Origin of the sequence: Streptosporangium sp. NPDC023615 (assembly GCF_040640155.1) — a bacterium.
Classification (GTDB): domain Bacteria; phylum Actinomycetota; class Actinomycetes; order Streptosporangiales; family Streptosporangiaceae; genus Streptosporangium.
Window position 1 is genome coordinate 1 of record NZ_JBFABE010000003.1, and the last position, 26,247, is coordinate 26,247.

The 26,247-nt window shown below is 72.5% G+C and carries 24 protein-coding genes and 1 pseudogene; 13 read left to right on the top strand and 12 right to left on the bottom strand.

What is annotated here, in order from left to right; genetic code table 11:
* Positions 1-68: 68 nt before the first annotated feature.
* The 6 genes from AB0G16_RS02965 to AB0G16_RS02990 all read left to right on the top strand — a co-directional run bounded on the left by AB0G16_RS02965 (position 69) and on the right by AB0G16_RS02990 (position 6,924).
* Positions 69-551, top strand: coding sequence for an ATP-binding protein (locus tag AB0G16_RS02965; RefSeq protein WP_362797736.1), 483 nt, complete (start codon positions 69-71; stop codon positions 549-551).
* Positions 548-1,201, top strand: coding sequence for a response regulator transcription factor (locus AB0G16_RS02970; protein WP_362797738.1), 654 nt, complete (start codon positions 548-550; stop codon positions 1,199-1,201). The genes AB0G16_RS02965 and AB0G16_RS02970 overlap by 4 nt, the downstream gene beginning before the upstream one ends.
* Positions 1,202-1,480: 279 nt before the next feature.
* The gene (locus AB0G16_RS02975) at positions 1,481-2,467 is read left to right on the top strand and encodes an NAD(P)-dependent alcohol dehydrogenase (RefSeq protein ID WP_362797740.1); all 987 of its coding nucleotides are present in this window, start codon (positions 1,481-1,483) and stop codon (positions 2,465-2,467) included.
* A gap of 257 nt (positions 2,468-2,724) precedes the next feature.
* The gene (locus AB0G16_RS02980; protein WP_362797742.1) at positions 2,725-5,025 is read left to right on the top strand and encodes an acyltransferase family protein; all 2,301 of its coding nucleotides are present in this window, start codon (positions 2,725-2,727) and stop codon (positions 5,023-5,025) included.
* A 49-nt stretch (positions 5,026-5,074) separates the two neighbouring features.
* Complete coding sequence (locus AB0G16_RS02985; RefSeq protein WP_362797744.1) at positions 5,075-6,202, top strand: glycosyltransferase; 1,128 nt, start codon at positions 5,075-5,077, stop codon at positions 6,200-6,202.
* On the top strand, positions 6,187-6,924 hold the full coding sequence (locus AB0G16_RS02990; RefSeq protein ID WP_362797746.1) for an acetoacetate decarboxylase family protein: 738 nt from the start codon (positions 6,187-6,189) through the stop codon (positions 6,922-6,924). Before AB0G16_RS02985 ends, AB0G16_RS02990 begins: the two co-directional genes overlap by 16 nt.
* 118 nt (positions 6,925-7,042) lie before the next feature.
* Here the strand turns inward: AB0G16_RS02990 and AB0G16_RS02995 are convergent, their stop codons facing one another.
* The 8 genes from AB0G16_RS02995 to AB0G16_RS03030 all read right to left on the bottom strand — a co-directional run bounded on the left by AB0G16_RS02995 (position 7,043) and on the right by AB0G16_RS03030 (position 15,507).
* Positions 7,043-7,984 carry a ribonuclease Z gene (locus AB0G16_RS02995; RefSeq protein ID WP_362797748.1) on the bottom strand — a complete coding sequence of 314 codons (942 nt, stop codon included), beginning with the start codon at positions 7,982-7,984 and terminating at the stop codon, positions 7,043-7,045.
* Positions 7,985-8,058: 74 nt separating this feature from the next.
* Positions 8,059-8,934, bottom strand: a complete 876-nt coding sequence (locus AB0G16_RS03000; protein ID WP_362797750.1) for a sugar kinase — start codon at positions 8,932-8,934, stop codon at positions 8,059-8,061.
* A gap of 12 nt (positions 8,935-8,946) precedes the next feature.
* Entirely contained in the window at positions 8,947-9,828 is an 882-nt protein-coding gene (locus AB0G16_RS03005; RefSeq protein WP_362798265.1) for a glycosyltransferase family 2 protein, read from the bottom strand.
* 196 nt (positions 9,829-10,024) lie between these two features.
* Entirely contained in the window at positions 10,025-10,792 is a 768-nt protein-coding gene (locus tag AB0G16_RS03010; protein ID WP_362797752.1) for a CDP-alcohol phosphatidyltransferase family protein, read from the bottom strand.
* Positions 10,770-11,810 (bottom strand): iron-containing alcohol dehydrogenase family protein, encoded by a 1,041-nt coding sequence (locus AB0G16_RS03015; protein WP_362797754.1) that lies wholly within the window; start codon positions 11,808-11,810, stop codon positions 10,770-10,772. The genes AB0G16_RS03010 and AB0G16_RS03015 overlap by 23 nt, the downstream gene beginning before the upstream one ends.
* A gap of 5 nt (positions 11,811-11,815) precedes the next feature.
* Entirely contained in the window at positions 11,816-12,550 is a 735-nt protein-coding gene (locus AB0G16_RS03020; protein WP_362797756.1) for a phosphocholine cytidylyltransferase family protein, read from the bottom strand.
* A 238-nt stretch (positions 12,551-12,788) separates the two neighbouring features.
* Complete coding sequence (locus AB0G16_RS03025; protein ID WP_362798268.1) at positions 12,789-13,409, bottom strand: DUF5941 domain-containing protein; 621 nt, start codon at positions 13,407-13,409, stop codon at positions 12,789-12,791.
* 85 nt (positions 13,410-13,494) lie between these two features.
* Entirely contained in the window at positions 13,495-15,507 is a 2,013-nt protein-coding gene (locus AB0G16_RS03030; RefSeq protein ID WP_362797758.1) for a CDP-alcohol phosphatidyltransferase family protein, read from the bottom strand.
* 169 nt (positions 15,508-15,676) lie between these two features.
* Here AB0G16_RS03030 and AB0G16_RS03035 point away from each other — a divergent pair, with 169 nt between their 5' ends.
* On the top strand, positions 15,677-16,417 hold the full coding sequence (locus AB0G16_RS03035; RefSeq protein ID WP_362797760.1) for an IspD/TarI family cytidylyltransferase: 741 nt from the start codon (positions 15,677-15,679) through the stop codon (positions 16,415-16,417).
* A gap of 188 nt (positions 16,418-16,605) precedes the next feature.
* On the opposite strand, the gene AB0G16_RS03040 is transcribed toward AB0G16_RS03035, so the two are convergent.
* Positions 16,606-17,637, bottom strand: a complete 1,032-nt coding sequence (locus AB0G16_RS03040; protein ID WP_362798271.1) for an ExoA family glycosyltransferase — start codon at positions 17,635-17,637, stop codon at positions 16,606-16,608.
* 66 nt (positions 17,638-17,703) lie between these two features.
* Between AB0G16_RS03040 and AB0G16_RS03045 the strand changes: the two genes are divergently transcribed.
* The 4 genes and pseudogenes from AB0G16_RS03045 to AB0G16_RS03060 form a co-directional block, all read left to right on the top strand.
* Entirely contained in the window at positions 17,704-19,203 is a 1,500-nt protein-coding gene (locus tag AB0G16_RS03045) for an LCP family protein (RefSeq protein ID WP_362797762.1), read from the top strand.
* Positions 19,204-19,260: 57 nt separating this feature from the next.
* Positions 19,261-19,641 (top strand): STAS domain-containing protein, encoded by a 381-nt coding sequence (locus AB0G16_RS03050; protein ID WP_362797764.1) that lies wholly within the window; start codon positions 19,261-19,263, stop codon positions 19,639-19,641.
* A 373-nt stretch (positions 19,642-20,014) separates the two neighbouring features.
* Complete coding sequence (locus AB0G16_RS03055) at positions 20,015-20,410, top strand: STAS domain-containing protein (RefSeq protein ID WP_362797766.1); 396 nt, start codon at positions 20,015-20,017, stop codon at positions 20,408-20,410.
* A 134-nt stretch (positions 20,411-20,544) separates the two neighbouring features.
* Positions 20,545-20,682 (top strand): annotated as a pseudogene (locus AB0G16_RS03060) (hypothetical protein); the annotation flags it as partial.
* A gap of 243 nt (positions 20,683-20,925) precedes the next feature.
* On the opposite strand, the gene AB0G16_RS03065 reads toward AB0G16_RS03060, so the two are convergent.
* The gene (locus AB0G16_RS03065; protein WP_362797768.1) at positions 20,926-21,339 is read right to left on the bottom strand and encodes a YchJ family metal-binding protein; all 414 of its coding nucleotides are present in this window, start codon (positions 21,337-21,339) and stop codon (positions 20,926-20,928) included.
* A 287-nt stretch (positions 21,340-21,626) separates the two neighbouring features.
* Between AB0G16_RS03065 and AB0G16_RS03070 the strand changes: the two genes are divergently transcribed.
* Positions 21,627-22,682 (top strand): hypothetical protein, encoded by a 1,056-nt coding sequence (locus AB0G16_RS03070; protein ID WP_362797770.1) that lies wholly within the window; start codon positions 21,627-21,629, stop codon positions 22,680-22,682.
* A 209-nt stretch (positions 22,683-22,891) separates the two neighbouring features.
* On the opposite strand, the gene AB0G16_RS03075 is transcribed toward AB0G16_RS03070, so the two are convergent.
* Both AB0G16_RS03075 and AB0G16_RS03080 read right to left on the bottom strand, forming a co-directional pair.
* A complete protein-coding gene (locus AB0G16_RS03075; RefSeq protein ID WP_362797772.1) occupies positions 22,892-23,368 on the bottom strand; it encodes a hypothetical protein in 477 nt (158 codons plus the stop codon).
* Between the two features lie 166 nt (positions 23,369-23,534).
* Positions 23,535-24,698, bottom strand: a complete 1,164-nt coding sequence (locus AB0G16_RS03080) for an acyl-CoA dehydrogenase family protein (RefSeq protein ID WP_362797774.1) — start codon at positions 24,696-24,698, stop codon at positions 23,535-23,537.
* A gap of 163 nt (positions 24,699-24,861) precedes the next feature.
* On the opposite strand from AB0G16_RS03080, the gene AB0G16_RS03085 reads away from it, so the two are divergent.
* A complete protein-coding gene (locus AB0G16_RS03085) occupies positions 24,862-26,163 on the top strand; it encodes a UDP-glucose/GDP-mannose dehydrogenase family protein (protein WP_362798274.1) in 1,302 nt (433 codons plus the stop codon).
* The last annotated feature ends 84 nt before the right edge of the window (positions 26,164-26,247 follow it).

Consider the following 26,247-nt stretch of genomic DNA (forward strand, 5'->3'; position numbering starts at 1 on the left):
AACACACGTCACCGACAAGGCGAGTTTCTACCTGGCGATCGGGGAAGCGGTCAACCGACGCGCTCCGCGTGATCGAGGCCGAGGCGGGACGCGCCCTCGCCGAGATGCAGGCCATGGTCCGCGTCCTGCGCACGGACCGTCCGGCGGACCTGGCACCCGGCCGGCGCATCGCCGACATCGAGCACCTCGCGGACCACGGCGGTTCCGGCCCGGCCGTCGACGTGGAGATCTCGGGCGATCTCGGCGGCCTCCCCCCTTCGGTGGAGGCCGCGATCTACCGCCTCGCGCAGGAGTCCGTCACCAACGCCAGGCGGCACGCGCGGCACGCCACCCGCGTCGAGGTCCGTGTCACCGCCGACGACACGTCGGTGCGCCTGCGCGTGAGCGACGACGGCGACGGCCACGTCCACCCGGCCGCGTCGCCGGGATACGGGCTCATCGGCATGATCGAGCGGGCCCACCTGCTCCGCGGCACCTGCGTGGCCGGCCCGGACCCGGAGCGGGGCTGGACCGTGACCGCCGTGCTGCCCCGGACCGGAGCGGCGACGTGAGCGTCCGGGTGCTCGTCGCCGACGACCAGGAGATCGTCCGCACCGGGCTCACGATGATCCTCAACGCCCAGCCGGGCATCGAGGTCGTCGGCGAGGCCGGCGACGGGCTGCGGGCCGTCGAGCTCGCGCGGCGGCTGCGCCCCGACGTGTGCCTGTTCGACATCCGCATGCCCGGCGTCGACGGCATCGAGGCCACCCGCCTCCTGGCCGGGCCCGACGTCGCCGACCCCCTCGCCGTCGTCGTCATCACCACCTTCGACCTGGACGAGTACGTGTACGCCGCGCTCAGGGCCGGCGCCCGGGGGTTCCTGCTCAAGAACGCCGGCGCGGTCCTGCTCTCCCAGGCCGTCCACGCCGCCGCCGACGGCGACGCGCTCATCGCCCCGAGCGTCACCGCGCGCCTGCTCGGGGCCTTCACCCGCACCGCCGGCGCGACCCCGGCGCGGCCCGTCGAGGCGCTCACCGGCCGGGAGGAGCAGATCCTCGCCGCCGTGGCGCGCGGGCGGACCAACAACGAGATCGCCGCCGAGCTGTACATCTCCCTCAGCACCGTCAAGACCCACGTCGCCAGCCTGATGGCCAAGCTCGGCGCCCGCAATCGCGTCGAGATCGCGATGTGGGCCTACGAGACCGACCGCGTCAGGACCTGAACCGGACCGCCGGCACGGTGGCGGTTCATCGCGGGAACGGCCCGATCCACCCTGCCCGATCGTCCGCCGATCGGGCGTACTTTCGGCCGATGGGCCTTTCACGCGGGGCTCCTACGCTGATCCCGCGCGGCTCGGGACGTGCTCGCCGCCATCCGGCCGGCGGCACCGCCGGTCCACCGGCGCGGGCCGCGACGCGCCCCGGCCGATGTGCGGGTGTGACGGCCTCCACGGGCCGGCGCCCGGACCCGCGCCCGCGCCCACGATGAAGGAGAAGTGTCGATGAAGGCGTTCGTCCTGCGCTCGTACGGTCCGCCCGACGCCCTGGAGCTCACCGAGATCGAGACGCCCGTACCCGCCGACGACGAGGTGCTGGTCCGGGTACGCGCCACCTCCGTGCAACCCTACGACTGGCACCTCATGAGAGGGGAGCCGTACATAGCGCGCCTGATGGGCAAGGGTCCCGGGCTGCGCAGACCGAAGATCGCCGTCCTGGGCGCCGACGTCGCGGGGCGGGTCGAGGCGGTGGGCCGGGACGTGACCGGGTTCCGCCCCGGCGACGAGGTCTTCGGGATGCCCAAGCGGGGCGGCTTCGCCGAGTACGCGTGCGTCCGGGCGGAGGAGCTGGCGCCGAAGCCGGAGAACCTGTCGTACGAGCAGGCGGCGGCGGTGCCGCTGGCGGCCCTCACCGCCCTGCTGGGCCTGCGGGACGCCGGACGGGTCCGGCCGGGGCAGAGGGTTCTCGTCAACGGGGCCTCGGGAGGGGTGGGCACGTTCGCCGTACAGCTCGCCAAGGCGTTCGGCGCGGAGGTCACCGGTGTCTGCGGCACCCGGAACGTCGAGCTGGTCCGATCGCTCGGCGCGGACGAGGTCGTCGACCGCACCGCCGAGGACTTCACCCGGAACGGGCGGCGCTACGACCTGGTGCTGGACATCGCGGGAAGTCACGCGGGGCCGGCGTACCGGCGTGTGCTGACCCGCACGGGGACCTGTGCCGTCGTCGGCGGGCCGGCCGGGCGATGGGTGCAGCCCGTCGGCCATGTCCTCTGGGCGCTCGCGACGTCCGCGTTCGTGCCGCAGAGAACGGTCCTGGTGGACGTGGTCGGGTGCACCGACAACAGGCGGAACCTGCTGACGCTGACCGAGCTCATCGAGGACGGGAGGCTCACCCCGGTCATCGACCGCCGTTACCCGTTCGAGGACATCCCCGCGGCCCTGGCGTACCAGGAGGAGGGGCACGCCTCGGGGAAGGTCGTCGTCACGGTCTGACGGGGTGCCCGGGAACCGGCGGCCGACGGCGCGCGGGAACCGACGGGCGTGACGGCGGGTTCCCGGGCCGGTCGTGGACGGTCACGATTAACCGGGAACCTCCGGAATCGAAGCGGGTGTGCGACAGGGGGCGCACGGCCGGTTTAGGGTGGTGAGGGCGACACGGCGAACCCCCGCGCATCCCGGACCGCTCCGGGCGCCCCGCCGGTCCGCCCGACTGCTCCCCCGGTCTCCGAGAGATAGCTGAGCCTTCCCCCGTGAGCGACATCCGATCCTTCCAGGTGCCGGGCCCGCAGGACGACGGCGACTCCGGCGCCGGCCCCGACCGGCCCGCCGCCGGGCAGGGCCGGAGGTCCGTCCCGGAGCCCGACGCGTCCCGGACGCCGCCGATGGGGTTCGGAACGTCCCGTCCCCCCTGGCCCGAGCCCGGCGGGCCGCGCCCCTCCGCCCAGGAGGGCCTGGAGCCCGGCTCCCCGGGGTCCCACGGGAGTCACGGATCCGCCGCGTCCCACCGGCCCTCGTGGCCGGAGCCGCCCGGTCAGGGCGCGACCACCTTCGGCCGGTCGTCCCGGCACGGCGGCCGGGACGACGACCGCCGCACCGGGCGCGACGACGCGTTCCCCGGCACACGCGACGACGCGCGCGACACGCGCGACGACGGCCCGGGCGAGGTCACCGAGTGGGGCGCCTACCCGGTGTACCGGGACGCCCGCTCCGTCGAGCCGTACGACTCCCGCGACCCGCTCGACCTGTCCAGGCCGCTGGAGCCGGAACCGGTGCCCCAGGGCTCCTCCTGGGGCCGTGACGACCCGGCCTGGTCCCAGGAGAGCTCCTTCTGGGCGCGCGACGACCAGTCGTGGGGGCAGGAGAGCCTCGGATGGGGTCAGGAAGGCCCCTCCCCGGCCGCCGCCTCGAACACCCCCGCCCCGCACGGCTCAGACCCGTACGCCGCCTCCCGGGTGCCCGCCCCCCGGCCGGACCTGGGTGCCCCGCCCGCCTCCCCGCAGCATGCCCACCCGCCCGCTCATCCCCACCCCGCCCCCCCGCACGCCCAACCGCCCGCCTCCTCGCCGTACGGTCACCCGCCCGCCTCCCTTCCGCAGACGGGCGCGCACCCGTACGGCACGCCCCCGCCGGGCGGGGCGGCCCGGACCGCGCCGCAGGACACGCCGTACCGGCAGGGCGCCCCGTCCCCGCAGGGCGTTCCGGCCCCGCAGGGCGCACCGCCTATCGGGCGGCCCGTCCAGGCTCCCCGGGAACGCCCCTTCTCCTACTGGGAGAACGCCGGCGGCCAGGGCGGCGAGCCCTCGTTCTGGAGCCAGGGTCCCGCGGCCGAGCAGGAGCGGCGGGCCGAGCGCGAACGCGAGCCGGTCGCCGAGGAGGAGCCCGCCGCCCCGGTCAAGAAGAAGCGCGAGCCCTACCTCGACAACGTGAAGTTCGTCCTGATCGCCCTGGTGGTGACGGGCCACTCGCTGGTGCCCACCCTGAAGGCGCACTCGGCGGAGGCCGCGTACCTGTTCATCTACATGTTCCACATGCCGGCGTTCGTGCTGATCAGCGGCTACCTGGGGCGCAACTTCTGGAACTCCAACGCGAAGATCAACAAGCTGGTCGACACCCTGCTGATCCCGTACGTGGTGGTGGAGATCGGCTACGCGCTGCTGCGCTTCGCGCTCGGCCAGAAGTGGACGCTGACGATCATCGACCCGGCCTGGCTGAACTGGTACCTGCTCGCCCTGGTCCTGTGGCGGATCTCCACGCCCATCTGGACGCGGATGCGCCGGCCGCTGCTGGTCGCCGTGGTCATCTACATGGCCGCGGGCTTCTCGGAGATCTCCGGCGACTTCAGCATCGACCGCTTCTTCGGCCTGCTCCCGTTCTACGTGCTCGGCCTGCTGCTCAAGCCCGAGCACTTCGACCTGCTCAAGCCCCTCTGGGTCAGGATCACCTCGGCGGTCGTCCTGGTCGCCGCCGCCGGGGTGGCGATCGTCGCCGCGCCCCGCGTGCCGCTCGACCCGGTCTACTTCCGCTACAGCTTCAAGGCCATGGACATGACCTGGTGGCTGGGGGTCGGGGTGCGCGCCGCCGTGCTGGTCGCGGCGCTGGTCATGACGTTCGCGGTGCTCGCGCTGGTGCCCAGGCGCGAGACCTGGTTCTCCGACCTCGGCACCCGCACCCTGTACGCCTACCTGCTGCACGGCGTCGTCGTGGTCATCGCCAAGGACCAGGGCTGGCTGAGCTTCCCCTGGCTGTACGGCCCCCTGGGCGTGGCGGCGATCGCGTCGAGCTCGCTGGCCCTGGCCATCGTGCTCTGCCTGCCCGAGACCCGCAGGCTCTTCAAGTGGATGCTCGAACCCCGCCTGGTCTGGCTCTACCGCAGGCCGTCCCCGGCACCCGCCGGCACCGCCCAGGCGCCCGCGGGGTCCACGGGACCGGAGCAGCGAGGACCCGGTGAACCCGCGGGGCCCGCGGGGCCCGCGGGACTCGCCGGACCCGCGGGGACGCGGGGACCCACCCGGCCCGGCGACCAGGAGAGTTCGGCGGCGGTTCCCCGATAGTTAACCCAACCCCTCCGGTGCGGACGGAACGAACGCCCACCATCGGCGTATGCGGGTATGTGTCGCCACGATCGTTCGTCACCCGGAAGACGCCCGGATCATGCACCGGCAGATCCGGGCGCTTCTGGACGCCGGCCACGAGATCACCTATGTCGCCCCCTTCACCGACTGCAACGTCACCCCGGATCCGCCGATCCGCGCGATCGACGTGCCACGGGCGATCGGCAACCACCGCGGGCGCGCGCTCAAGGCCGCCCGGGGCGCCCTCGGGCGCGGCGTGGAGGGTGCCGACCTGCTGATCGTGCACGACATGGAGCTGCTGTTCCGGCTGCCCGGACGCCGTCCCGTCACGGTCTGGGACGTGCGCGCCCCGCGCGAGAACCCGCCGGGAGCCGGCGACGGCGCGGCCTGGCACCCGCGCCGGGTCATGTCCGCGCTGGTACGCCGCGCCGAGGCCCGCGCCGAGCGTGACCTGCGCATCGTCCTGTCCGAGGAGTCCCTGGGGGAGCGGTTCGACGGCTCCCACCCGGTGGTGCCCGACGCCGCCTACGTGCCGGCCGGCCCGCCCGTGCCGCCCGGCCGGAACCGGGTGGTCCACATCGGCCACCTCTCGGAGTCCGGCGGCGTGAACGAGCTGATCGCCACGGCCCGCGGGCTGCTCCCGCACGGGATCAGGCTCGACCTGATCGGCTCGGCCGACGCCCGGGTCAGGCCGCTGCTGCGGGACGCTCAGCGGCAGGGCCTGCTCGACTGGTACGGCCACGTGCCCAACCGGCACGCGCTGCGGATGGCCGAGGGCGCGATCGCCGGACTGTCGCTCCCGCGCGCCGCGCCGGGACGCCGTCCGCTGCCCTCCAAGGTCGTCGACTACATGTCGCGCGGGGTACCGGTGGTCACCACTCCCCTGCCCGCCGCGTCCGCGCTGGTCGGGCGGACCGGATGCGGGGTCGTCGTCCCCTTCGGGGACGCGGGGGCCGTGGTGGGCGCGGTGCTGGCCCTGCGGGACGACCCGGCGGGGACCGCGGAGATGGGGGCACGCGGCCACGCCGAGGCTCTGGCGCATCACAACTGGCCAGACCAAGCAGGTCAATACATAGGAATGCTGGAGGAATGGGCAGGAAAAACAGTGACGTCGAGGCTGGAGATTGGTGTACTGGAGGCATGGCACGTCATCTGATCCAGGGGCGCGAGATCGCCATGCCGGTGCGCATCCGCGACGTCTCGGTCTGTGCCGCCTCCTACCTGGTCCGGGCGGACGCCGCGCGAGCCGTGATCGCCTACTCGCACCTGGAGATCGCCGAGGTGCTGCCGCGCAAGGCCCTGTGCACGCTGATGTTCGCCGACTACGTCGACGGTGATCTCGACCCGTACCACGAGTTCGGCATCGCCTTCCTGGTACGGCCGCCCGGGGCGGGGCACGCTCCCGGCGGAGGGCTCCGCGCCAACCTGGCCGAGCTCCGCGCCACGGGGGCGGGGGCGTTCATCCACTGGCTCCCGGTCGACCAGGGCTTCACCCTGGAGGCGGGCCGCTCGATCTGGGGCTTCCCCAAGGAGCTCGCCGACATCGACCTGCGCCTGTCCACCCCCTACAAGCGGTGCATCCTGCGCAAGGACGGGCGCATGGTGCTGGACCTGCTGATCAAACCCGGCGTCCCGGTGCCCGGCCCCGGGATGATGACCGCCCTGGACGCCTACAGCCACCTGGACGGCGTCACCCGCCGCGTCCCGTGGTCGATGTCCCCCCGGGGGGTGCGGGCGCGCCCGGGCGGCGCGCTGATCCGGCTGGGCAACCATTCGATCGCCAAGGAGCTGAGCGAGCTCGGCCTGCCCAGGCGCGCCCTGATGACGACCACGGTCTCCCACATGTCGATGGTCTTCGACGAGGCCAAGGAGCCCTGACCATCTGACCCCCCGTCGCGGACCCGCCGCTCTCCCACCCCGCCGCCGGTCCCGCCGGGCCGGACCGACCGGGTCCCTCCGGTGGCACCGCACCGCGCTCCCGGCGGACGCCCGCCGGTCAGCCGGGTGGAAGGGGGCCGCGCGGCGGGACGGCGACGCGTTCAAGGTCGCGGGCGACGACGATCTCCCCGCCGAACACCGAGGCCGCCTGCTCGGCGAAGCGCCCCTCGTCCTCGGTGCGGTACCGCTCGGAGAAGTGGGTGAGGACCAGCCTCCGGACATCGGCCTCGGAGGCGACCCGGCCGGCCTGTACGGCCGTGAGATGCCCGTGGTCGCGCGCCAGGACGGCGTCCTCGTCCAGGAAGGTCGACTCGATGACCAGCAGATCCACCCCGTCGGCCAGTTCGAGGACCGGATCGCAGAGCCGGGTGTCCATGACGAAGGCCGCCTTCTGGCCGGGGCGGGGCACGCTGCACTCCTCCAGGGTCACCGTCCGGCCGTCCGGAGCGGTGACGCGACCGTCCCGCTGAAGGCGGCGGATGTCCGGGCCGCGCACGCCGCGGGCGGCGAGCGCGGCCGGCAGCATGGTGACGCCGTCGGGCTCGGCCAGGCGGTAGCCGTACGCCTCCACCGGGTGGTCGAGCCTGCGAGCCGTGAGCGTGAAGGGCGCGCCGCCGGTGTCGAGTTCGGTGACGGGGCCCGAGAGCGGATGTTCGTGAATCCGTACGACGTCATGGAACGCCGTCGCGTGCCGTAGCCGCTCCCAGTAATTCGCGCCGCTCGCCGGGAAGGCCGCGTCCGCCTCGGTCACCCCGTCCCGCGACATCCGCTGGACGATTCCCGGCACCCCGAGGCAGTGGTCCCCGTGGAAATGGGTCAGGCAGATCCAGCCGACGTCGTGCACGCCGACCCCCGCGTGGATCATCTGCCGCTGGGTGCCCTCTCCCGGGTCGAACAGCAGGCCGTGTCCGTCCCAGCGCAGCAGATGGCCGTTGTGGTTGCGGTGACGGGTGGGCACGGCGCTGGAGGTGCCCAGGACGACGAGTTCGCGGTTCGACACTCGGGCGATGCTAAGCCCTTCCAAACCGAACATCGGAGCCGGGCCGGGTGTCCGGCCTGGGGGCCGGGGCCGGATCAGGCGTCGAGTTCCAGCAGCGGCAGCTCGGCCCTGGTGGGCAGGCCCTGCCAGTCGCTGGGCCCCGACGAGGCGAAGGCCCCGAGCAGGAAGCCCCGGCGCAGCCGGTCGGCGGGGTGGAGCCCCTCCAGCAGCGCGCTGAGGTACCCGGCCACGAAGGCGTCCCCCGCCCCGTTGCGGTCGACCACGGGCGTGGACAGGCCCGGCGCGTCGTGGCGGACGCCGTCCACCCGGACGCTCGCGCCCCGGTTGCCGCGGATCACGATGACCTCCCGGTCGCCCGACAGCGCGGGCTTGACCAGGTCGAGCTCGCTCTGCCGGACGAAGAGCACGTCGGCCGAGCAGGCCAGCACGCTGAGGATCTCCTCGGCCTCGCGCAGGTCCGGCCAGAGCTGGTCGTGGTAGTCGACCGACACCGAGACGGCGACCCCGGCGGTCCGCGCCGCCCGGATCGCGGCGTTCATGGCGTCGCGCGCGCTCAGCGCGGCGGTGATCCCGCTGACGTGCAGGACGCGGGAGGCCGCGATCCGGTCGATCGGGACGTTGCCCTGGGCGAGCCTGACGGCGGTGCGGTAGTAGCTGACCCACGGGGGCTGGCCGAGCCTGGACTCCCGCAGCAGCATGCCGGTCGCCGCCGCCTCGTCCACCCGGGCGTCGGAGACGTCCACGCCCTCGCCGCGCAGCGCCATGAGGATCCGCGCCCCCAGCTCGTCGTCGCCGACCTTGCCCAGCCAGCCGACCTGGTGCCCGAGGCGGGACAGCCCGACCGCGACGACGAACTCCGCGCCGGTGACGTCCAGCCTGGCCTCGTGCTCGTGGCGGATCCGGCCGCTGGTGACGACGCCGAAGGCCTCACCCAGGGTGTACACGTCCACGGTGAGAACGCGTCAGACGATCGGGGGACGGCCGAGGCGGAGCATCCGCCAGGCGGTGTTCCAGCCCATCGGGCGGCGCTCCCCTGCGGGCTCGCGCACTCCCTCGACGAAGCCGGTGAACCAGGCGCGCAGGGCGGGACGCGAACGCTCGCGGAGCAGCGTCAGGATGATCCAGTTGAGCAGGTAGAGGCCCGCGAGGACCCAGGGCAGGTTGCGCCGGGCCAGCCAGACCCGGTTGCGGGCGTTGAGCCGGTAGAAGTCGGCGTGCCGGGTGGGGGGGACCTGCGGGTGGTACATGACGGTCTTGGCGTCGTACTCGATGCGGTAGCCCTCGCCGAGGAGCCGCCAGGCCAGGTCGGTCTCCTCGTGCGCGTAGAAGAACCGCTCGGGCAGCCCGCCGACCTGGAGGAACGCCGAGCGGCGGATGGCGCACGCGCCCCCCAGGAAGGTGGTCACCGGGGAGGATCGTTCGGGGTCGCCCGCGCGCAGCCGGGGGACGTGGCGGCGCTGGCCGATGCCGCCGTCGGGGTCCTTCACCCGGAAGGAGACGACCGCCAGGTCGTGCTCGGTGGAGAAGCGCTCCCGCAGGTGGGCGACCAGGCCGGTGTCGGCGTACCAGCCGTCGTCGTCGAGGAAGAGGACGACGTCGCCCGAGCACTCCTCGACGCCGCGGTTGCGGCCCGCGGGGATGCCCGCGTTGTGGCTCAGCCGCACGCTCCTGACGGACGCCGACGACCCGGCCGGCACGGAGACCGAGAGCTCGGGGACGTCCGCGCCGTTGCCGACGATCACCACCTCGACGTCGCCGTCGACCTGGTTCAGCGCGGACTCCACCGCCCGGTCCAGCTCGGGGACCCGGTTGCCCATGGTGAGAATGACGCACGAGATCTTCAACGGGTCATCGCCTTGACGCGTCGAGAGCACGTACGGAGCATACTTTCATGATCACCGAGTCTGCTGGATCGGGCACATCTGGCCGGGCCTGGGGTTCTGCGTTTACCGGGGAACAAGCGTATCGGAAGCACCGACGAACACCCACCAAACAACGGGGTGCCCGCTCCTACGACGCGCCCGGCCGCCATCCGGTTCCTCACGAGAGCCGCCTGGAGGCGAGAATGCTGATCAGGTGCAGGACCATCTGCAGCACCGCGACGACCACGCAGGCCACCACCAGCACCCTCGTCGCCGCCAGCCCCCCGTCGATCGCGTCCCAGATCGCGGCGACCACGACGAGCAGGGAGAGCTCGACCGCCTGCACGATCCGGTGGAACCGCAGCGCCGCGGCGGCCCTGCGCGCCATGCCCAGCCCGCGCGAGCCGAACTGCTCGGCCGAGGACTCGGTGGCCGCGACCAGCCCGGACCTGGCACGGGCCACGTCGACCAGGTCGGTCTCCGCCTTGATCAGGATGGCGCCGAGCGCGGCGGCGAAGCCCGCCACCGTGTACCAGTCGGGCAGCACCTGCGAGGCCCGGAAGCCCAGCCCGATGAGCAGGGCGGCCTCGGCGAAGTAGTGGCCGACCCGGTCGAGGTAGACACCGGTGATGGAGGTGCGCCGCGTCCAGCGGGCCAGTTCCCCGTCGGAGCAGTCGAGCAGCAGGTAGAGCTGGACCAGCACGGCCGCCAGCACGGCCGCCCACAGACCCGGCAGCGCGAGCACCACGCCGGCGAGGATCCCGGTGAGGATCATCAGCCAGGTGGTCTGGTTGGGCGTGATCGGCGTCTTGGCGAGGAACCAGGTGACGTAGATCGACAGTTTGCGCATGTAGAGCGAGCCGGCCCAGTGCTCGCCGCTGTTGCGGCCCATGGTCGACTGCGGCTGGGCCACCGCACGGAGCTCAGCGACCGACGGCCCGGACATAATCCTCCACCCGCTCGCGAATCTCCGGTTCCGACAGGCGCAGGTGCTCAAGGATCGTGTAGCGGCCCGGGCGGGTGGACGGCGCCAGCACGACCGCCTCGGTGAACTGGGCCGGGGACAGCCCCACGTCGGCGGGGGTGACCGGCAGCTCGTGCCCGCGCAGGCAGTCGACGACCTGGGTGAGCCTGCGCGAGTCGTCGCGGAGGAAGAAACAGAACGCGGCACCTATCCCGGCGAGCTCGCCGTGATTGGAGGTGCCGGGAAAGAGCTGATCCACGGCATGCAGGATCTCATGATCTCCGCCACTGGAGGGACGGGACGACCCGGCGACCACCATCGACATGCCCGACAGGATGAGCGCCTCGGCCAGCACGGTCAGGAACGCGTCGGACTCGATCGAGTCGCCGCGGCCGATCACCGCCTCCGACGCGGTACGGGCCATCGCGCAGGCCAGCCCGTCGATCGGCTCGCCGCGCTCGCTCGCGCCGAGCTGCCAGTCCTCGATCGCCGACAGGTTGCTGACCACGTCGCCGACGCCGGAGCGGACCAGCGAGGCGGGCGCGTCGTGCACGAAGTCGAGGTCGACCATGATGGCCAGCGGCATGGGCACGCCGAACGAGCCCTTGCCGCCGTCGTGCGTGAGCGAGGCCACCGGCGAGCAGATCCCGTCGTGCGACAGGTTGGTGGCCACCGCGACCATCGGGATCCCGGCCAGCGACGCGGCGTACTTGGTCACGTCGATGGTCTTGCCGCCGCCGATGCCCACGACCGCCTCGTAGGCGCCCTTGCGCAGGTCCGCGCCGAGCGAGACGGCCGCGTCCACCGAGCCGTCGGGGACCCGGAAGACCCGGGCCTCGCCGAGCGAGGGGGCGATCACCGAGGCGATCCGATCTCCCTGGCCCGCGCCCACCGCCACCGCCACCCGCCCGGAGGTCGCCACCCGGCTGTCGGCCAGCAGCGAGCCGAGCTGGGCGATCGCGCCGCGCCGGACCTCCATCGACAGGGGGGCCGGCAACATCCTGGCTAGTATCGGCACGCGATCTCCCGCGCCTTGGCGAGGTCGTCGTGGTTGTCGACCTCGACCCACGGGACGTCCCCGATGGGGGCGATCGCGATCTTCTCGCCGCGGGCGACGAGCTCCTGGTAGCCGTCCTCGTAGTAGAGCTGCGGGTCGCGCTCGAAGGTCGCCTTCAGCGCGTCGGCGAGGCGCTCGCCGATGCCGGAGCGGATCAGCGTGGCGCCGATGTACTCGCCGGCGGCCTCGGCCGGGTCCATCAGCTTGGTGATGCGCCGCAGGTGACGGTCCTCGTCGAGGGTCACCTTCATCTCCTCGTCGGCGAGCTTCTTGACGTCGTCCACCGCGAGCAGGATGTCGCTCGTCGCCGGCGCCGACAGGAGCGTCTCCTCGACCGAGACCGGGTGCACCGTGTCGCCGTTGACCAGGAGCGCTCCCTGGTCGAAGTACTCGCGCGCGCACCAGAGCGAGTAGGCGTTGTTCCACTCCTCGGCCTTGTCGTTGTGCACGAGGGTGAGCTTCACGCCGTGCCGGCGCTCCAGCTCGGCCTTGCGCTCGTGTACGGCCTGCGCCTGGTAGCCGACGATGACCACGACGTCACGGAGATCGGCCGCCGCGAGGTTGCGCAGCGAGATGTCCATGATCGTGGTGTCGCCGTCGACCGGCACGAGAGCCTTGGGCAGCGTGTCCGTGTACGGCCGCAGGCGTCGTCCGGCCCCGGCGGCCAGCACCATTCCCAGCAACGTGCACTCCTCATTCGGGTGAGAGCCTCCCGGCGGGCACTCCTAGGCCCCAAAGGTTAGTTGCCTCCGGGGCCTGATCGTGTAATCCGGGGTTTGCCGAATGTTCTCGATCGCGTACGAGGGGGGCCTTGACCGTGCGCGCCACCGTCCTCGATCGCGCGTGGCCGACGCCCTTGACCGCGCGCGCCACGACCCCCGATCGGCTCGCCCGCGTCCCGGGCCGTGCGCGCCGGGGTCCTCAGTCGTGCGCGCCGAGGTCGGCCGCCTCCATCCCGGAGCGGGGGACGGCCAGCCAGCAGGTGACGCTCTCCCAGGCGAAGAGGCACCACAGGTAGAGCGAGAGCAACGCGAACGCGGCGGTGACCTGCCCGGCGAGGCCGCCGAGCGCGACCAGCAGCATGCGGCCGTCCCAGCCCAGCCCGGCCGAGGCCAGCCAGGAGGGCGGGTAGACCCGTTGGCGCAACCGGTAGACCAGGTCGTAGTGGTGGAACGCCATCGCGCCGAGCAGCGTGAAGACCAGCACCGGCGGCACGTCGTGCGCGAAGCCCACCGACGCCACGAAGCCGTACTCGGTGAGGCGCAGGATCGGCGGCACCAGCCAGTCGAGCCTGCCGTCGTGCGGGTGGGAGCTGCCGGGGCCGGTCAGCAGCAGCACGACCGCGGGGGCGAACACCGCCGGGCCGTCGGTGCCGGCCACGCCGACGAGCAGCAGGACCCCGGTCACGAACATCCCGACGATCGCCGGCGGCAGTGGCGGGAGCTGCCCGGCCACCAGCGCGCCCATGCCCCTGGACAGCACCCCGTCGTCCCGGTACGCGACCACGGCACTGCGTGGCACCGGCGTCATGTGCACCGACATCGCGATCACACCCGTCTTCCTGTCCGCTCCGCGAGGAGCCCCTCCGGCGTCCCGGACCGCCGGGCGCCGTACCCGCCGTCGACCGTCACCTGCTCAGCGACCTGCCCATCCGGCCGGCGAGGATGTAGACCATGGCGACCCCGCCCCAGGCCAGCAGGGCGAGGAAGGTCACCCGGGCGTTGAAGAACGCCGCGGTCACCGCGATCAGCGCCATCCGTTCCCCGATGGGCAGGACGACGATCTTCTTGAGCCAGCGGGTGACGGAGGCCTTCTCCATGGTCTCGGAGAGCCGCACGATCGTGTTGCCCGAGGCCGGGGCGGGCACGGGCTTCGGGTAGGCCGGGGCGCCGGTGCTCGTCCCGGCTCCCCCGCTCCAGGCGCCCGCGCCGCTCCCGGCGACGCCGGCACCCCCGGATCCCCCGGATCCCCCGGATCGCTCCGCCTCTCCGGTCCCGCCGGTGTCCGCCCGCTCGTCGGTGCCCCTCCTGCCGTCCGCCGGTCCGTCCATGAGGCTCCAGACGTCCACCCGGTCCTCCCCGGTGCCCCCGGTGCCCCCGGTGCCCCCGGTGCTCCCGGTGCCCCCGGAACCGTCCGCGAGGTCGCGCGAGGCCGGCACCCGCTCCGCCTCGGCGCTCGTGAACGCGGTCCGCCACTTCGGTTCCAGGAGCGGCACCGGCACGGGCCAGCCGGACAGGCCCGCCGGGCGCGCGGGATCCACAGGATCGGCCGGGTCGGCCAGGGCGGCCGGCGAGACCACCGCTCCCGGCCCCCGGGACCCCCACTCCACGTCCTCCGGGTCCGCGCTCCGGACGTCTCCCGCCCGGGAACGCGGGACGCCCGGACCCGCCTCGGACAGGGCCCCCCGCACCCGGGCGGCGTCGGCACGCGCTCCCGCGTACGAGAAGTCGATCATGTGGCGGAGCAGTTGCAGGATCAGCGCGGCCACCGCCAGCGCCCAGATGCCGTCCGGGCCGCCGCCGGTGACGTCCAGCCCGGCCGCGTACCCGAAGGCGAGGCCCACGTAGACGACGTACTCCTTGGCGCGGTCGGAGGTGGCGTCCAGCCACGCCCCGAGCGGCGAGAAGGCGCGGGTGTAGCGGGCGAGCTGGCCGTCCACGCAGTCGAGCACGAACGACAGGTAGAGCAGCACCGCGCCGGCGACCATGCCCGGCCGGGTGCCGGTGGAGAACCAGACCGCGGCGAGCACGGCCAGGCCGACGGACATGCCGGTGACCGCGTTGGGCGTCAGCCGGAGCTCGGCCGCGAGCCTCACCAGGTACCTGGACCAGGAACTCACCGCGTAGGTGGCGAAGAAGCCGTCGTTGCCCTTGACCGCGTCGTCCAGCCTGGCCTTGGCCTCGTCGACCTCCTCCAGCCGCCGCACGGCCACCTCGGCGTCCGCCCGCCCGCCCGCCCGGTCGGCGCGCAGGCGGCCGAGCCTGGCCGCGCGCACCCGGACGCCGGAGCGGACCAGGCCGGTCAGGAGCAGGCCGGGCGCCTCGACGCCGTCCATCGGGCCGAGGCGGCCGGTCTCGGCCAGCTCGGCGAGCGTCTCGGCGGTCTCGGCGAGGATCGCGAGGTCGGTGACGCCGACCCGGAGCGCGCCCCGGAAGGTGCCGTTGGCCGCGCCGACCCGGTGGAAGGAGGTGCCCGCGGCCACCACCGCCCCGCCCTCGGTCCTGACCGGCGGGCGTGACGGGCCCGGCCCGTCGCCCTCGTCGCCCACCAGCGCGGCGGTGCCGCCGGAGGGGTGCTCGACCAGCAGCGCCAGCGCCTCGGTGTGCGCCACCAGGTCACCGGCGGCCACCAGCACCGGGCCCGTGGACGAGACCGCCGCCTTGGCGACCCTGCGCAGGTCGTCGGCGAGCCCCCGGGACCCCTCGGTCCCGATCATGTACGTGCCGCCGGGCGCGTGGATGATGTCGCTGGAGCGGGCCACCACGTGAACGTCCCGCACCGGCAGGCCGGCGAGCTGTCCGGTGAGCCGGTCGAGCAACGTCCCGTCCGCGTGGGGCAGAGCGGACGCCTCGGTGGTGGCGAGCACGACCGCGACCGTCCGGGGCGTGCCGGAAGAAGCGGTGGCGTGAGGGTCGGGCATACGGGCTCCTTCGTATCCGACGGGGTCACCGTACGAATCGGGGAGTGCGCACTCAGCGTAGCTAGATCTTGACGGGATAGCACGGGAGCGCGCCGGACGATCGGGTACGCACCGTTACGCTCGCCATATCCGAACTGTCGAAGGAACGAACCGCCGAAGGAATCCGAACGTGGCCGAACGTGCATCCCGTCTCCCGACCGTCGCGGTGGTCCTGGCGGGAGGTGTCGGCCGGCGCGTCGGCCGCGACACCCCCAAGCAGCTCCTGGAGGTGGCGGGCAGGACGATCCTGGAGCACACGATCGCCCTGTTCCAGGAGGTGACGGAGATCGACGAGATCCTCGTGCTGATGGCGCCCGGCTTCACCGCCGAGGTGGAGCGGATCGTCGGGCGCGGCGGCTTCACCAAGGTGACCGCCGTGCTGGAGGGCGGCGAGACCCGTCCGGAGACCACCTGGCGGGCGCTGCGGGCCCTGGGCGCGCGCGAGTGCGACGTCCTGCTGCACGACGCCGTGCGGCCGCTCACCGAACCCCGGATCATCGTCGACTGCGTCGAGGCCCTGAGGACCCGCTCGGCCGTCGAGGTCGCGATCCCCAGCTCCGACACGATCGTGGTGACCGCGTCCGGGCCGGACGGGGAGGTCGTCCTGGAGGTTCCCGACCGCTCCACCCTGCGCCGCGTGCAGACCCCGCAGTGCTTCCGCCTCTCGGTGATCCGCGAGGCGTACGAGCGCGCGTTCGCCGACCCCGGCTTCGGCGACCGGCCGCCCACCGACGACTGCGGCGTGCTGCTGCGCTACCTGCCCGAGGTGCCGATCCACGTGGTGCCGGGCAGCGAACGCAACATGAAGGTGACCCACCCGGTCGACCTGCTGATCGCCGAGACCCTGCTGCGGGCCGCCGCCGTCGACTGACACGGAGACGCCGAGACGGAGACCCCGAGACAGAGGCGTCCGCGACGGAGACGCCGAGGCAGAGGCGGCCGGGACGGGGACCGCCCGGAGCGCGGGCGGTCCCCGGGCGGCGGGAGACCGGGGAGGCGCGGGAGGCCGGAGGGCGCGGGTGGGCCGGAGGGGGCGGCGGAACCGGGGGGACGACGGGGTCAGCCGCCCGCGGGATCCGGTTTGCCCAGCCTTCTCGGGCTCGTCAGGAAGCCCCAGCCCCACGACATGTGCATGGTGACGTAGACCAGCGGCAGCCGGACGAGCGCGGCGGTGGGCAGGCCGCTGCCGGTCACGGCCGAGCCCGCCAGGATCGCCGCCAGGTACCCCCCGGGGATCAGCAGTCCCGGCCAGAAGAACGGGGAGACCACCAGGCCCGCCAGGATGGCCAGCACGGCCACCGGCGGCGCCAGGTAGCGCAGGTTGATCGTGCCCTCGTGGGTACGGGCGACCACCCGGCGCCAGCGCCCGTAGTGGAAGTACTGCCTGGCCAGGGCCCCCAGGTCGGGCCTGGGGCGGTAGGAGACGCGCATCCGCGGCTGGAACCAGACCAGTCCGCCGCTCTCGCGGATGCGGTGGTTCATCTCCCAGTCCTGGGCGCGCTGGAAGTGCTCGTCGTAGCCGCCGACCCGCTCCAGCGCGGAGCGGCGGAACACCCCGAGGTAGACCGTGTCGGCGGGCCCCGCCGTGCCGCCGGTGTGGAAGCGGGCACCGCCGACGCCGATCTTGGAGGTCATGGCGCGGGCCACGGCCTGCTCGAACGGCGTGACGCCCTCGGCCGCCATGACGCCGCCCACGTTGTCCGCGCCGGTCTCCTCCAGCGTCTCCACGGCGACCTGGAGGTAGTCGTCGGGCAGCATGGCGTGACCGTCCACCCTGGCGACGATGTCGTTGCTCGAGGCGGCGATGGCGGCGTTGAGCGCGTTGGGGGTACGTCCGGTCGGGTTGGGTACCACCACCACACGGGGGTCGTCGGCGGCGATCTCGTCGGCCACCTCCTGGGTGCGGTCGCGCGAGGGGCCGATCGCGAGGACGACCTCGATGGGTCCGGCGTAACGCTGCGACAGGACCTGGCGCACCGCCTCCCGCAGATGGCGCTCCTCGTTCAGCACCGGGATGACGATGGAGATCGGAGGCCAGACACGTGTCTCGGAAGACGACGCCGGCATGGGCGAGTCGGGGAACTGCTTCATGGCGTCGCTCACGCTACTGTACGAACCGGTACCTCATCGACCCAGCAGGAGCCTAGGGGGCCACGCATGCGCGACCCGGAGGAGGATTCGGGTGTGCACGTGGGCGGTGACGCCTACGGCAGTGTCAGGGTGAGCCCGCGGCGTGACCGCAGGTCGGCGAGGGGCGCCCGTACCCGCGGGCGCGGGCTGGTGATCGCCGGGACGCTCTCCTGCCTGGTCCTGGGGAGCTCCGGGGTGACCTGGGGGCTGACGAACTACGCGACGGCGAAGATCAGGCCGGTCGACGCGGGGGTGCCGGGGACGCGGGAGAGCACCGGCGCGATGAACATCCTGGTGGTGGGCGTCGACAGGCGCGACGACCTCACCCGCCAGCAGCAGAACCGGCTCAAGCTGGGCCGCGAGAGCGGTGAGCGCACCGACACCATGATGGTCGTCCACCTGTCGGAGGACCACCGCAAGGTCACCGTGGTCAGCCTCCCGCGCGACACCTGGACGACGATCCCCGGCAAGGGCCAGCACAAGATCAACGCCGCCTACCAGCTCGGCGGCCCGAAGCTCGCGACGCGCGCGGTGCAGGCCGCCACGGGCCTGACCCTGCACCACTACGTCGAGGTCAACGTGCTCGGCTTCATCGACGTGGTCGACGCGCTGGAAGGCATCTCGGTCTGCACCCCGGTCCCGATCAACGACCCGAAGACCGCGCTCTACCTCCAGCCGGGCACCTACTCCTTCGACGGCGTCAAGGCCCTCGCCTACGCCAGGACCCGGGCAACCGCCCGCTCCGACCTGGACCGCATCGACCGCCAGCAGCAAGTGATGTCCGCCCTGCTGAGCCAGGCCCTCAGCGGTGACACGCTCACCAACCCGCTCAGGCTGGCCGCCTTCGTCGACACCTCCCTGAGGACGATCCGGGTGGACGACGCGCTCCGCAAGGACCTGCTCGGCCTGGCGAACCAGCTCAAGGACGTCTCCACCGACGACGTGGCCTTCGCCACGGTCCCCCTGGCCGACGTCGACCACAAGACGCCGACCGGCGAGTCGGCCGTGCTCTGGGACCGGGAGGGGGCCAGGGAGCTGTTCCGCCGGATCGACGCCGACGAGACGCTCGTCAAGCCCACCCCCGCGGCCAAGACCGCGAAACCCACCCCGGCCGCGTCCCCCTCCGCTCCGGCGCTCACCGTGCCGCCCTCGCGGATCACCGTCAGGGTGCTCAACGGCACCACGATCCGCGGCCTGGGCGCCCAGACCCGGGCCGAGCTGCAGAAGGTCGGGTTCCTGGTGCCCGAGATCCCGGGCAACACCGCGCAGAAGGACTTCGGCGAGACCGTCGTCCGCTACGGGCCCGGCCGGGAGGACTCGGCCCGCACCGTCGCCGCCGCGCTCTCCGGGGCCGAACTCCGGCCGCTGGCGAGCCTCGGCGACGCCATCGAGGTGGTCGCCGGTCGCAGGCACCCGGTCGCGAAGAAGGTCACGGTGAAGGAGGCGTCCACGCCCGCGCCCGCCACGCCGTCCCCCTCGGCGACACCGCTGGCGAGAACGGCAACGGACAATATCTGCAAAAAGTGAGCTATACGCATAACAAGCTTCTATCCGGGCAGGTAAAGCCGCACGGAGGTGATGATCGTGATCTCGACATTCGACGTCCAGACGAACCGCAGCGGTCCCTGCGTGGTCGTACGGGCGACAGGTGAGCTCGACATGTCCGTCGCGCCCCGGTTGCGCGCGGAGATCGACCGCGCCCTGGAGACCTCGGGCGCCCCGAACCTGGTGCTGGACATGACCGGCGTGCCGTTCTGCGACTCGGTCGGGCTGGGCGTCCTGGTGGGCACGCTCACCCGGACCAAGGAGGCGGGCGGCCGCCTCATCCTGGTGGTGAGCCCCGGCATGATCACCCATCTGCTGACGATCACCAATCTCGACAGGCACTTCGAGGTACGCGGTGACGTCCGCGAGGCCGTCGACGCCATGACCGCCACCATGGCGCCGAGCGGTTCCGCGGACTGATCCCCGCCCGCCGCGCGACCGGCCACCGGCCCGGCCCCCGTTCCTTCCGCCCCCGCGTCCCGACCGGGCCGCCCGGGGCCGAACGGGCGCCGGAAAGGGACGAAAGACCAGGTCGGAGGGGATCGTCGGGGTGACCGGCACGCTCTTTCCTGGAATAGCTGGCACATGTGCGGGTTGGCATCTACACTTCGCTTCGAAGCTATACGATCACGGAAAGCGATGATTCGCACCGTTAGGGAGTATCGTGGCTTCAGGTCGTCCGTTCCGCACCGCGCCCGCACGACGCGGCCGGGGACGGCGGGCTGAGGCCGGGCATTCGCGACACCCCCTGGCCGGATACGTACATTCACGTGAGCCTGCAGGGAAGTGGGCGATGAACGCACTTCAACTCACGAGCGAACACGCGAGTGACTTCGTGGTCATCACGGTGGCCGGTGAACTCGACCTCGCCACGCGGCCTTGCCTGTCCGCCTTCGCACAGGACGTCATCGACGCCTGCCCCGGCACGGTCGTCGTCGATCTGTCGGGGGTCACCTTCATCGACGCCTGCGGCCTGAGCGCGCTGATCGCGATCAGGCGGCACGCCAGGGAACGCGGTACGCCCCTGCTCCTGGCCGGAGCCCCGCCCGTGGTCCTGAAACTCCTCAAGCTCACCAACCTGGACGCGTCCTTCACGGTGGTCTCCCGCTCCACGCCGACCGGTCCCGCGGCGGACCGCGCCGGGACCACCCGCCCGTTCCAGGCCGGTCTGCCGCTCGCCGACCGGTAGGGCCGCCCCCCTCGGGAACGGTCGTCAGGCGGGTTCCCTCGTCACCGGCACCGCCTCCGCCGGCCCGAGGCCGGCCTCCGGGGCGGGCGCCCGGGTCCCGCCCGGACGATCAGGGCAGTTCGCAGTGGATCCAGGTGGACCTCGGCGCGACCGTCCCGATCCGGCACGTCCAGCTCGGCCGGGAGGGCGCCTACGGCAGGGAGTACCGGATCCAGACCTCCGGCGACGGCTCCGCCCGGACCGACGTCTGCTCGACCACCACCGGTGACGGCGGGTCCGCCGGGATCGCCGGGATCGCGTCGGCCCGGTACGTGCGGGTGAACCTACCGGGCGCGGTACGGCGTACGACTACTCGCTCGGGGAGTTCGGCGTCTACCGGTAGGCGCGGGCCGCACGCGCGGACCCGGTCCGGGAGGCACGTCCCGGACCGGGTCCGCCGTGCGGAGCGCGTCGGGGCGGGGTTCCTGGATCGCCCCGGCGTATGCCCAAGGCACCCGCATGCCGGGGCGGGGTTCCTAGATCGCCCCGACGTACACCCATCGGCCCGCGTGCCGGGCGAAACGGCTGTGCTCCTCCAGGTGTCCCGCCCGGCCGCGCTCGACGTAGTGGGCGCGGAAGCGGACGGTGCCCTCGGTGTGGACGGCGCTGCCGCCGGTCGTCCCCAGCACCTCCAGCCGCGTCCACCGGATCCGGTCGTCGAGCTCGACGGCCGGCGGGCGCGTCGACGGGTGCCAGGTGCTCAGCAGGTACGCGGCGTCGCCGACGCCGAAGGCGCTGAACCTCGACCGCATCAGCGCCTCGGCCGTGGCCGCGGACGTCTCCCCGCCGTGCAGCCGCCCGCAGCAGTCCGCGTACGGGGCGGGCAGCCCGCACGGGCACGGGGCGGCGGGCGCGGAGCGGTCGCGGGGCCGCGGATCACGTCGGGACACGTCCCCAGTATGCCGTCGCCGCTGTCACCGCTCCCCTCCCCCTGACCGGGCGGGGGACCGGAACGGCGCGGTGAACGTGTGCGTCCCCGAGCCGGCCTCCGCCGCAGGCGTCACGGAGGACCTTCGACGTCCCGCGGCCGACGTTCACCTCTCACGACGGCCGCGACCGCTCCTTCCAGGTCGTCGGCACGTCCGCCCGGCAAATACGATCTTGCCGTGGTCGGGAATAACCGACATCCTCGGGTTCGACCGTTCCGCTCACCCCGAGCGTTCCGGAAGGGAGCGCCGTGACCCAGGAACCCCCCGCGGAGACGCGGTCCCGCGCCGGAGTGACGCTGCGCCTCGGCGCGGTTCTGGCCGCCTCCGGGCCGGTGATCCTGACATCCTCCGGGGCCGGCGGGCAGGGCCTTGAACACCTCCTCTTCAGGACGAACTCGATCCATTACCGCCTGGACGGCTTCTCCGCCCCCTCCGTGGTGGAGGGACCCGTTCTCCTGAAGATCCTGCCGGGAGAACTGCTGTTCTGGAGCGTTCTCCTGCTGCCGGTCGTCGTGGCCGCCCTCCTGCCGCGCGGGTCGCGCCGGGCCACGATCGCCGCCGTCACCGCGATCGGCGTCGTGCTGGCGTTCGGGCTCCTCACGGCGTTCCTCGCGCCGGGCCTCGACCCGGACACCGGGGAACGTGCGGCCGCGCCGCCCTGGCCCATGGTCGTCTGTTACCCGGTGGCCGCGGGAGCGCTGCTCCTGGCGGCCCGGTCGCCCCTGCCGCGGAGACGGCACGGGCTCCTCCCGTGGGCGGGCGCCGTCGCCGCGGCGGCGTGGACGGCGATGTCCTCCCCGCCCATCCCCCCGTTCGACGTGTACGCGCCCGGTCTCCTGTACGTGGTGGCCCCGCAGTCCCCCTGGACCGACCTCGTGTGGTGGTCCTGCCAGGCCGACGGTCTCGGCCTGGCGGTCGTCCTCGTCACACTGGCGGCGGCCGTGAGGGTCACCGCGTCCGCCCGCTGGGGACGGGTCGCCGGCAGCGCTGCCGCGGTGGTTCTCCTGCTCCTCGCGCTGCTCGACGTCATGACGTACGTCGACGAGTACGGCAGCGATTTCCAGTCGTCCCTCGCCGATGCGGTGCGGTGGAACCTGCTCCTCGCGGCCGGCCTGGTCACGGCGGCCACCTGGGGGCCCGGGACACCGGTCGACGGCGCCGGAACCACCCACCGCGCGCGGCTCCTGATCCAGGCGTGGTCGAGGGAAGCGGGCCGCGAACGAACGAAGCACCTCGCCGTCGCCCTCGTGATCGCGGCCGCCGCCGTCTGGCTGGTCCTCTCGTCCATCACCCCGACACGCTAGGGGTACGGCGACACGGCCGGCCCCATCCTCGAGACACGGACGCCGACGCCGTGCGACGAGCCGCATCCGCTCGGAGAACCGCCCGGCCACGTGACCCTCCGAGATCGGCGCGTTCCTCCGCGGACTCGACGTCGACCGTCTTCCAGAGGCTCTCATCAATGGTCAGAATCGACCTTGTCGACGGCGCGCAGAGGCTACGAGACCGATCGTCACGGTGCGGCGAGCAGCGCCACACGGTCGGCTGCGACGTCGAAGCCGAGGACCGGATGACGGTCGTCGCCTTCCGGTGTCATCAGTACCGGCTTGCCCAGGTGGCGGCCGATCGCTCGCAGGAAGCCGCACAACAGGTTCAGCTGTTGCTGGCCCTGAAGTTCTCGTAGGTCGATGTCGAAGTCGATGGTCTCGTCCGCGTAGAAGCGGAAAATCGCCAGGAATTTCGGGGTCGGCCAGACCCGCAGTACGGGGCTGGCCGTGCCACTCAAAGACGACAGCTCCGAGGCTTGCGGCAGTCGTAGGGCGATGTTGTCCACAGAATACTCATACCGCCATCCCTTGGTCCGTATGAGATCGAAGACAGCCTGCCAGTCCGCGACGGAGGTGCCCGGGACGTGCACATCCGGCAGCACGCCGTTGATCTCGGGATCGAGGAGACTCCCGACCTGATCCCAGAGCAGATCGGTCGGCATCCCTCGATCATGCCCGACCCAGGGCAGTGCCAGGAAGACCATCAGCGAGCACGTGTTCCGGCCGCGCGCCGTCTCTCACGGAACAGTGATCGTTCAGCGGCGGGGCAGGGAGACGACGAACCCCGCCCCCGGGGCGGACGGGGGCGGGGTCTGTGCTCTTCAAGGCCTACTTCAGGAGCTGGCGGGCCATGACCATGCGCTGGATCTGGTTGGTGCCCTCGTAGATCTGGGTGATCTTGGCGTCGCGCATCATGCGCTCGACCGGGTAGTCGCTGGTGTAGCCGTACCCGCCCAGGAGCTGGACGGCGTCGGTGGTGATCTCCATGGCGGCGTCGGAGGCGGCGCACTTGGCGGCGCTGGAGATGAAGGTGAGGTCCTTCTGCGGCTCGCCCTCCATGGCCCGCTCGGACCTGGCCGCGGCGGCGTAGGTGAGCTGCCGGGCGGCCTCCAGCTTCATGGCCATGTCGGCGATCATGAACTGGACGCCCTGGAACTCCGCGACGGCCTTGCCGAACTGCTTGCGCTCCTTGACGTAGCCCACCGCGTAGTCGAGGGCGCCCTGGGCGATGCCGAGCGCCTGGGCGGCGATGGTGATGCGGGTGTGGTCCAGGGTGGCCAGGGCGGTCTTGAAGCCGGTGCCGGGCTCGCCGATCATGCGGGAGGCGGGGATCCGCACGTTCTCCAGGATCACCTGGCGGGTCGGGGAGCCCTTGATGCCCAGCTTGCGCTCCTTGGCGCCGAAGCTGACGCCCTCGTCGCCCTTCTCCACGACGAACGCGGAGATGCCCCGGGCCCCGGCGCCCGGCTCGGTGACGGCCATCACCGTGTAGAACTCCGACACCCCGGCGTTGGTGATCCACATCTTGGCGCCGTCGAGCACGTAGTGGTCGCCGTCCGCCACCGCGCGGGTCTTCATCGCGGCAGCGTCGCTGCCCGCCTCGGCCTCCGACAGGGCGTACGAGAACATCGCCTCGCCGCGCGCGACCGGCGCCAGGTAGCGCTGCTTGAGCTCTTCGGAGGCCGACAGCAGCAGGGGGACGGTGCCGAGCTTGTTGACGGCGGGGATCAGTGAGGACGAGGCACAGGCCCGCGCCACCTCCTCGATGACGATGACGGTCGCGAGGGCGTCCGCACCGGCGCCGCCGTACTCCTCGGGAACGTGCACGGCGTGCAGGTCCGCCGCGACGAGCGCCTTGTAGACGTCCCAGGGGAACTCCCCGGTCTCGTCGGCCTCGGCGGCGCGGGGGGCGATCTTCTCGTCGGCGAGGGCGCGGACCGTCTCGCGGAGCATCTGGTGCTCTTCGGGCAACGCGTAGAGAGGGTAGCTCATGGGCAAATAGTAGGACGTCCAACAAAGTATGGAGCGATCCACCCCGTGAGATCTCTGTCCCGGCGTTTGCCCTGGTGGCAAAGTGACCGTGCCGGATGCCGATACCCTGACGGCAAAGAATTGGGCAGAACCGAAAGGAGCACCCGTGGCCTACCGCCTGACGATGGTGGGAACCGGATACCTCGGTGCGACGACGTCCGCGTGCATGGCCGAGCTGGGCTTCGAAGTGCTCAGTCTCGACGTGGACGCGGAGAAGATCGGCCGCCTGCAGGCCGGTGATCTGCCCATCTACGAACCCGGTCTGGAGGAGGTGCTGCGGCGCAACCTGGCCAACGGGCGACTGCGCTTCACCACCTCCTACGAGGAGGCCGCCGCCTTCGGGGACGTGCACTTCCTGTGCCTGGGCACCCCCCAGAAGCCTGGGGAGTACGCCGCGGACGTGTCCTACCTGGACGCCGCGATCGAGTCGCTCGCCCCCCACCTGGACCGCGAGTGCCTGGTCGTCGGCAAGTCCACCGTCCCGGTGGGCACGGCCCAGCGGCTGGCCGACAAGCTGGCCCGGCTGGCGCCCATCGGCGCGGGCGCCGAGCTGGCGTGGAACCCCGAGTTCCTCCGCGAGGGGTTCGCGGTGAAGGACACCCTGCACCCCGACCGGATCGTGCTGGGCGTCGCCTCGGACCGGGCCGAGAAGGTCATGCGGGAGGTGTACGCCTCCATGCTGGAGATGGGCACCCCGATGGTGATCACCGACTACCCCACGGCCGAGCTGGTCAAGGTCGCCGCGAACGCCTTCCTCGCCACGAAGATCTCCTTCATCAACGCGATGGCAGAGGTCTGCGAGGCGGCGCACGCCGACGTCAAGCAGCTCTCGCTGGCCCTGTCCTTCGACGACCGCATCGGGGGCAAGTTCCTCAACCCGGGGCTCGGTTTCGGCGGCGGCTGCCTGCCCAAGGACATAAGGGCGTTCATGGCCCGCGCCGGGGAGCTCGGCGCCGACCAGGCGCTGACCTTCCTGCGCGAGGTCGACGCGATCAACATGCGCCGCCGCGCCCGCATGGTCGACCTGGCCCGCGAGCTGACCGGGGGGTCGTTCCACGGCTGTACGGTCGCGGTGCTCGGTGCCGCCTTCAAGCCCAACTCCGACGACATCCGCGACTCCCCGGCCCTCGACGTCGCGGTGAAGATCAGTGAGCAGGGCGGCCGGGTCACCGTCTACGACCCCGTCGCCCAGGAGAACGCCCGCCGCGCCCACCCGGGCCTGTCCTACGGGGAGTCGGCGCTGGAGGCGGCCAGGGACGCGCACGTCGTGCTGCTGCTGACCGAGTGGGAGGAGTTCATCACCCTCGACCCCGAGGAGCTGGGCACGATGGTGGCCTCACGGAAGATCGTCGACGGTCGCAACGCCCTTGACGCCGAGACCTGGCGGGCGGCGGGCTGGCACTACCGCGCGCTCGGCCGCCCCTGATCCCGGCTCCGTCCGCCGGGCCGGAAGAACGATCGCCTCGTACGCGCGCCGCCGCCTCACACCGGTGACGGCGGGCTCCCGGTA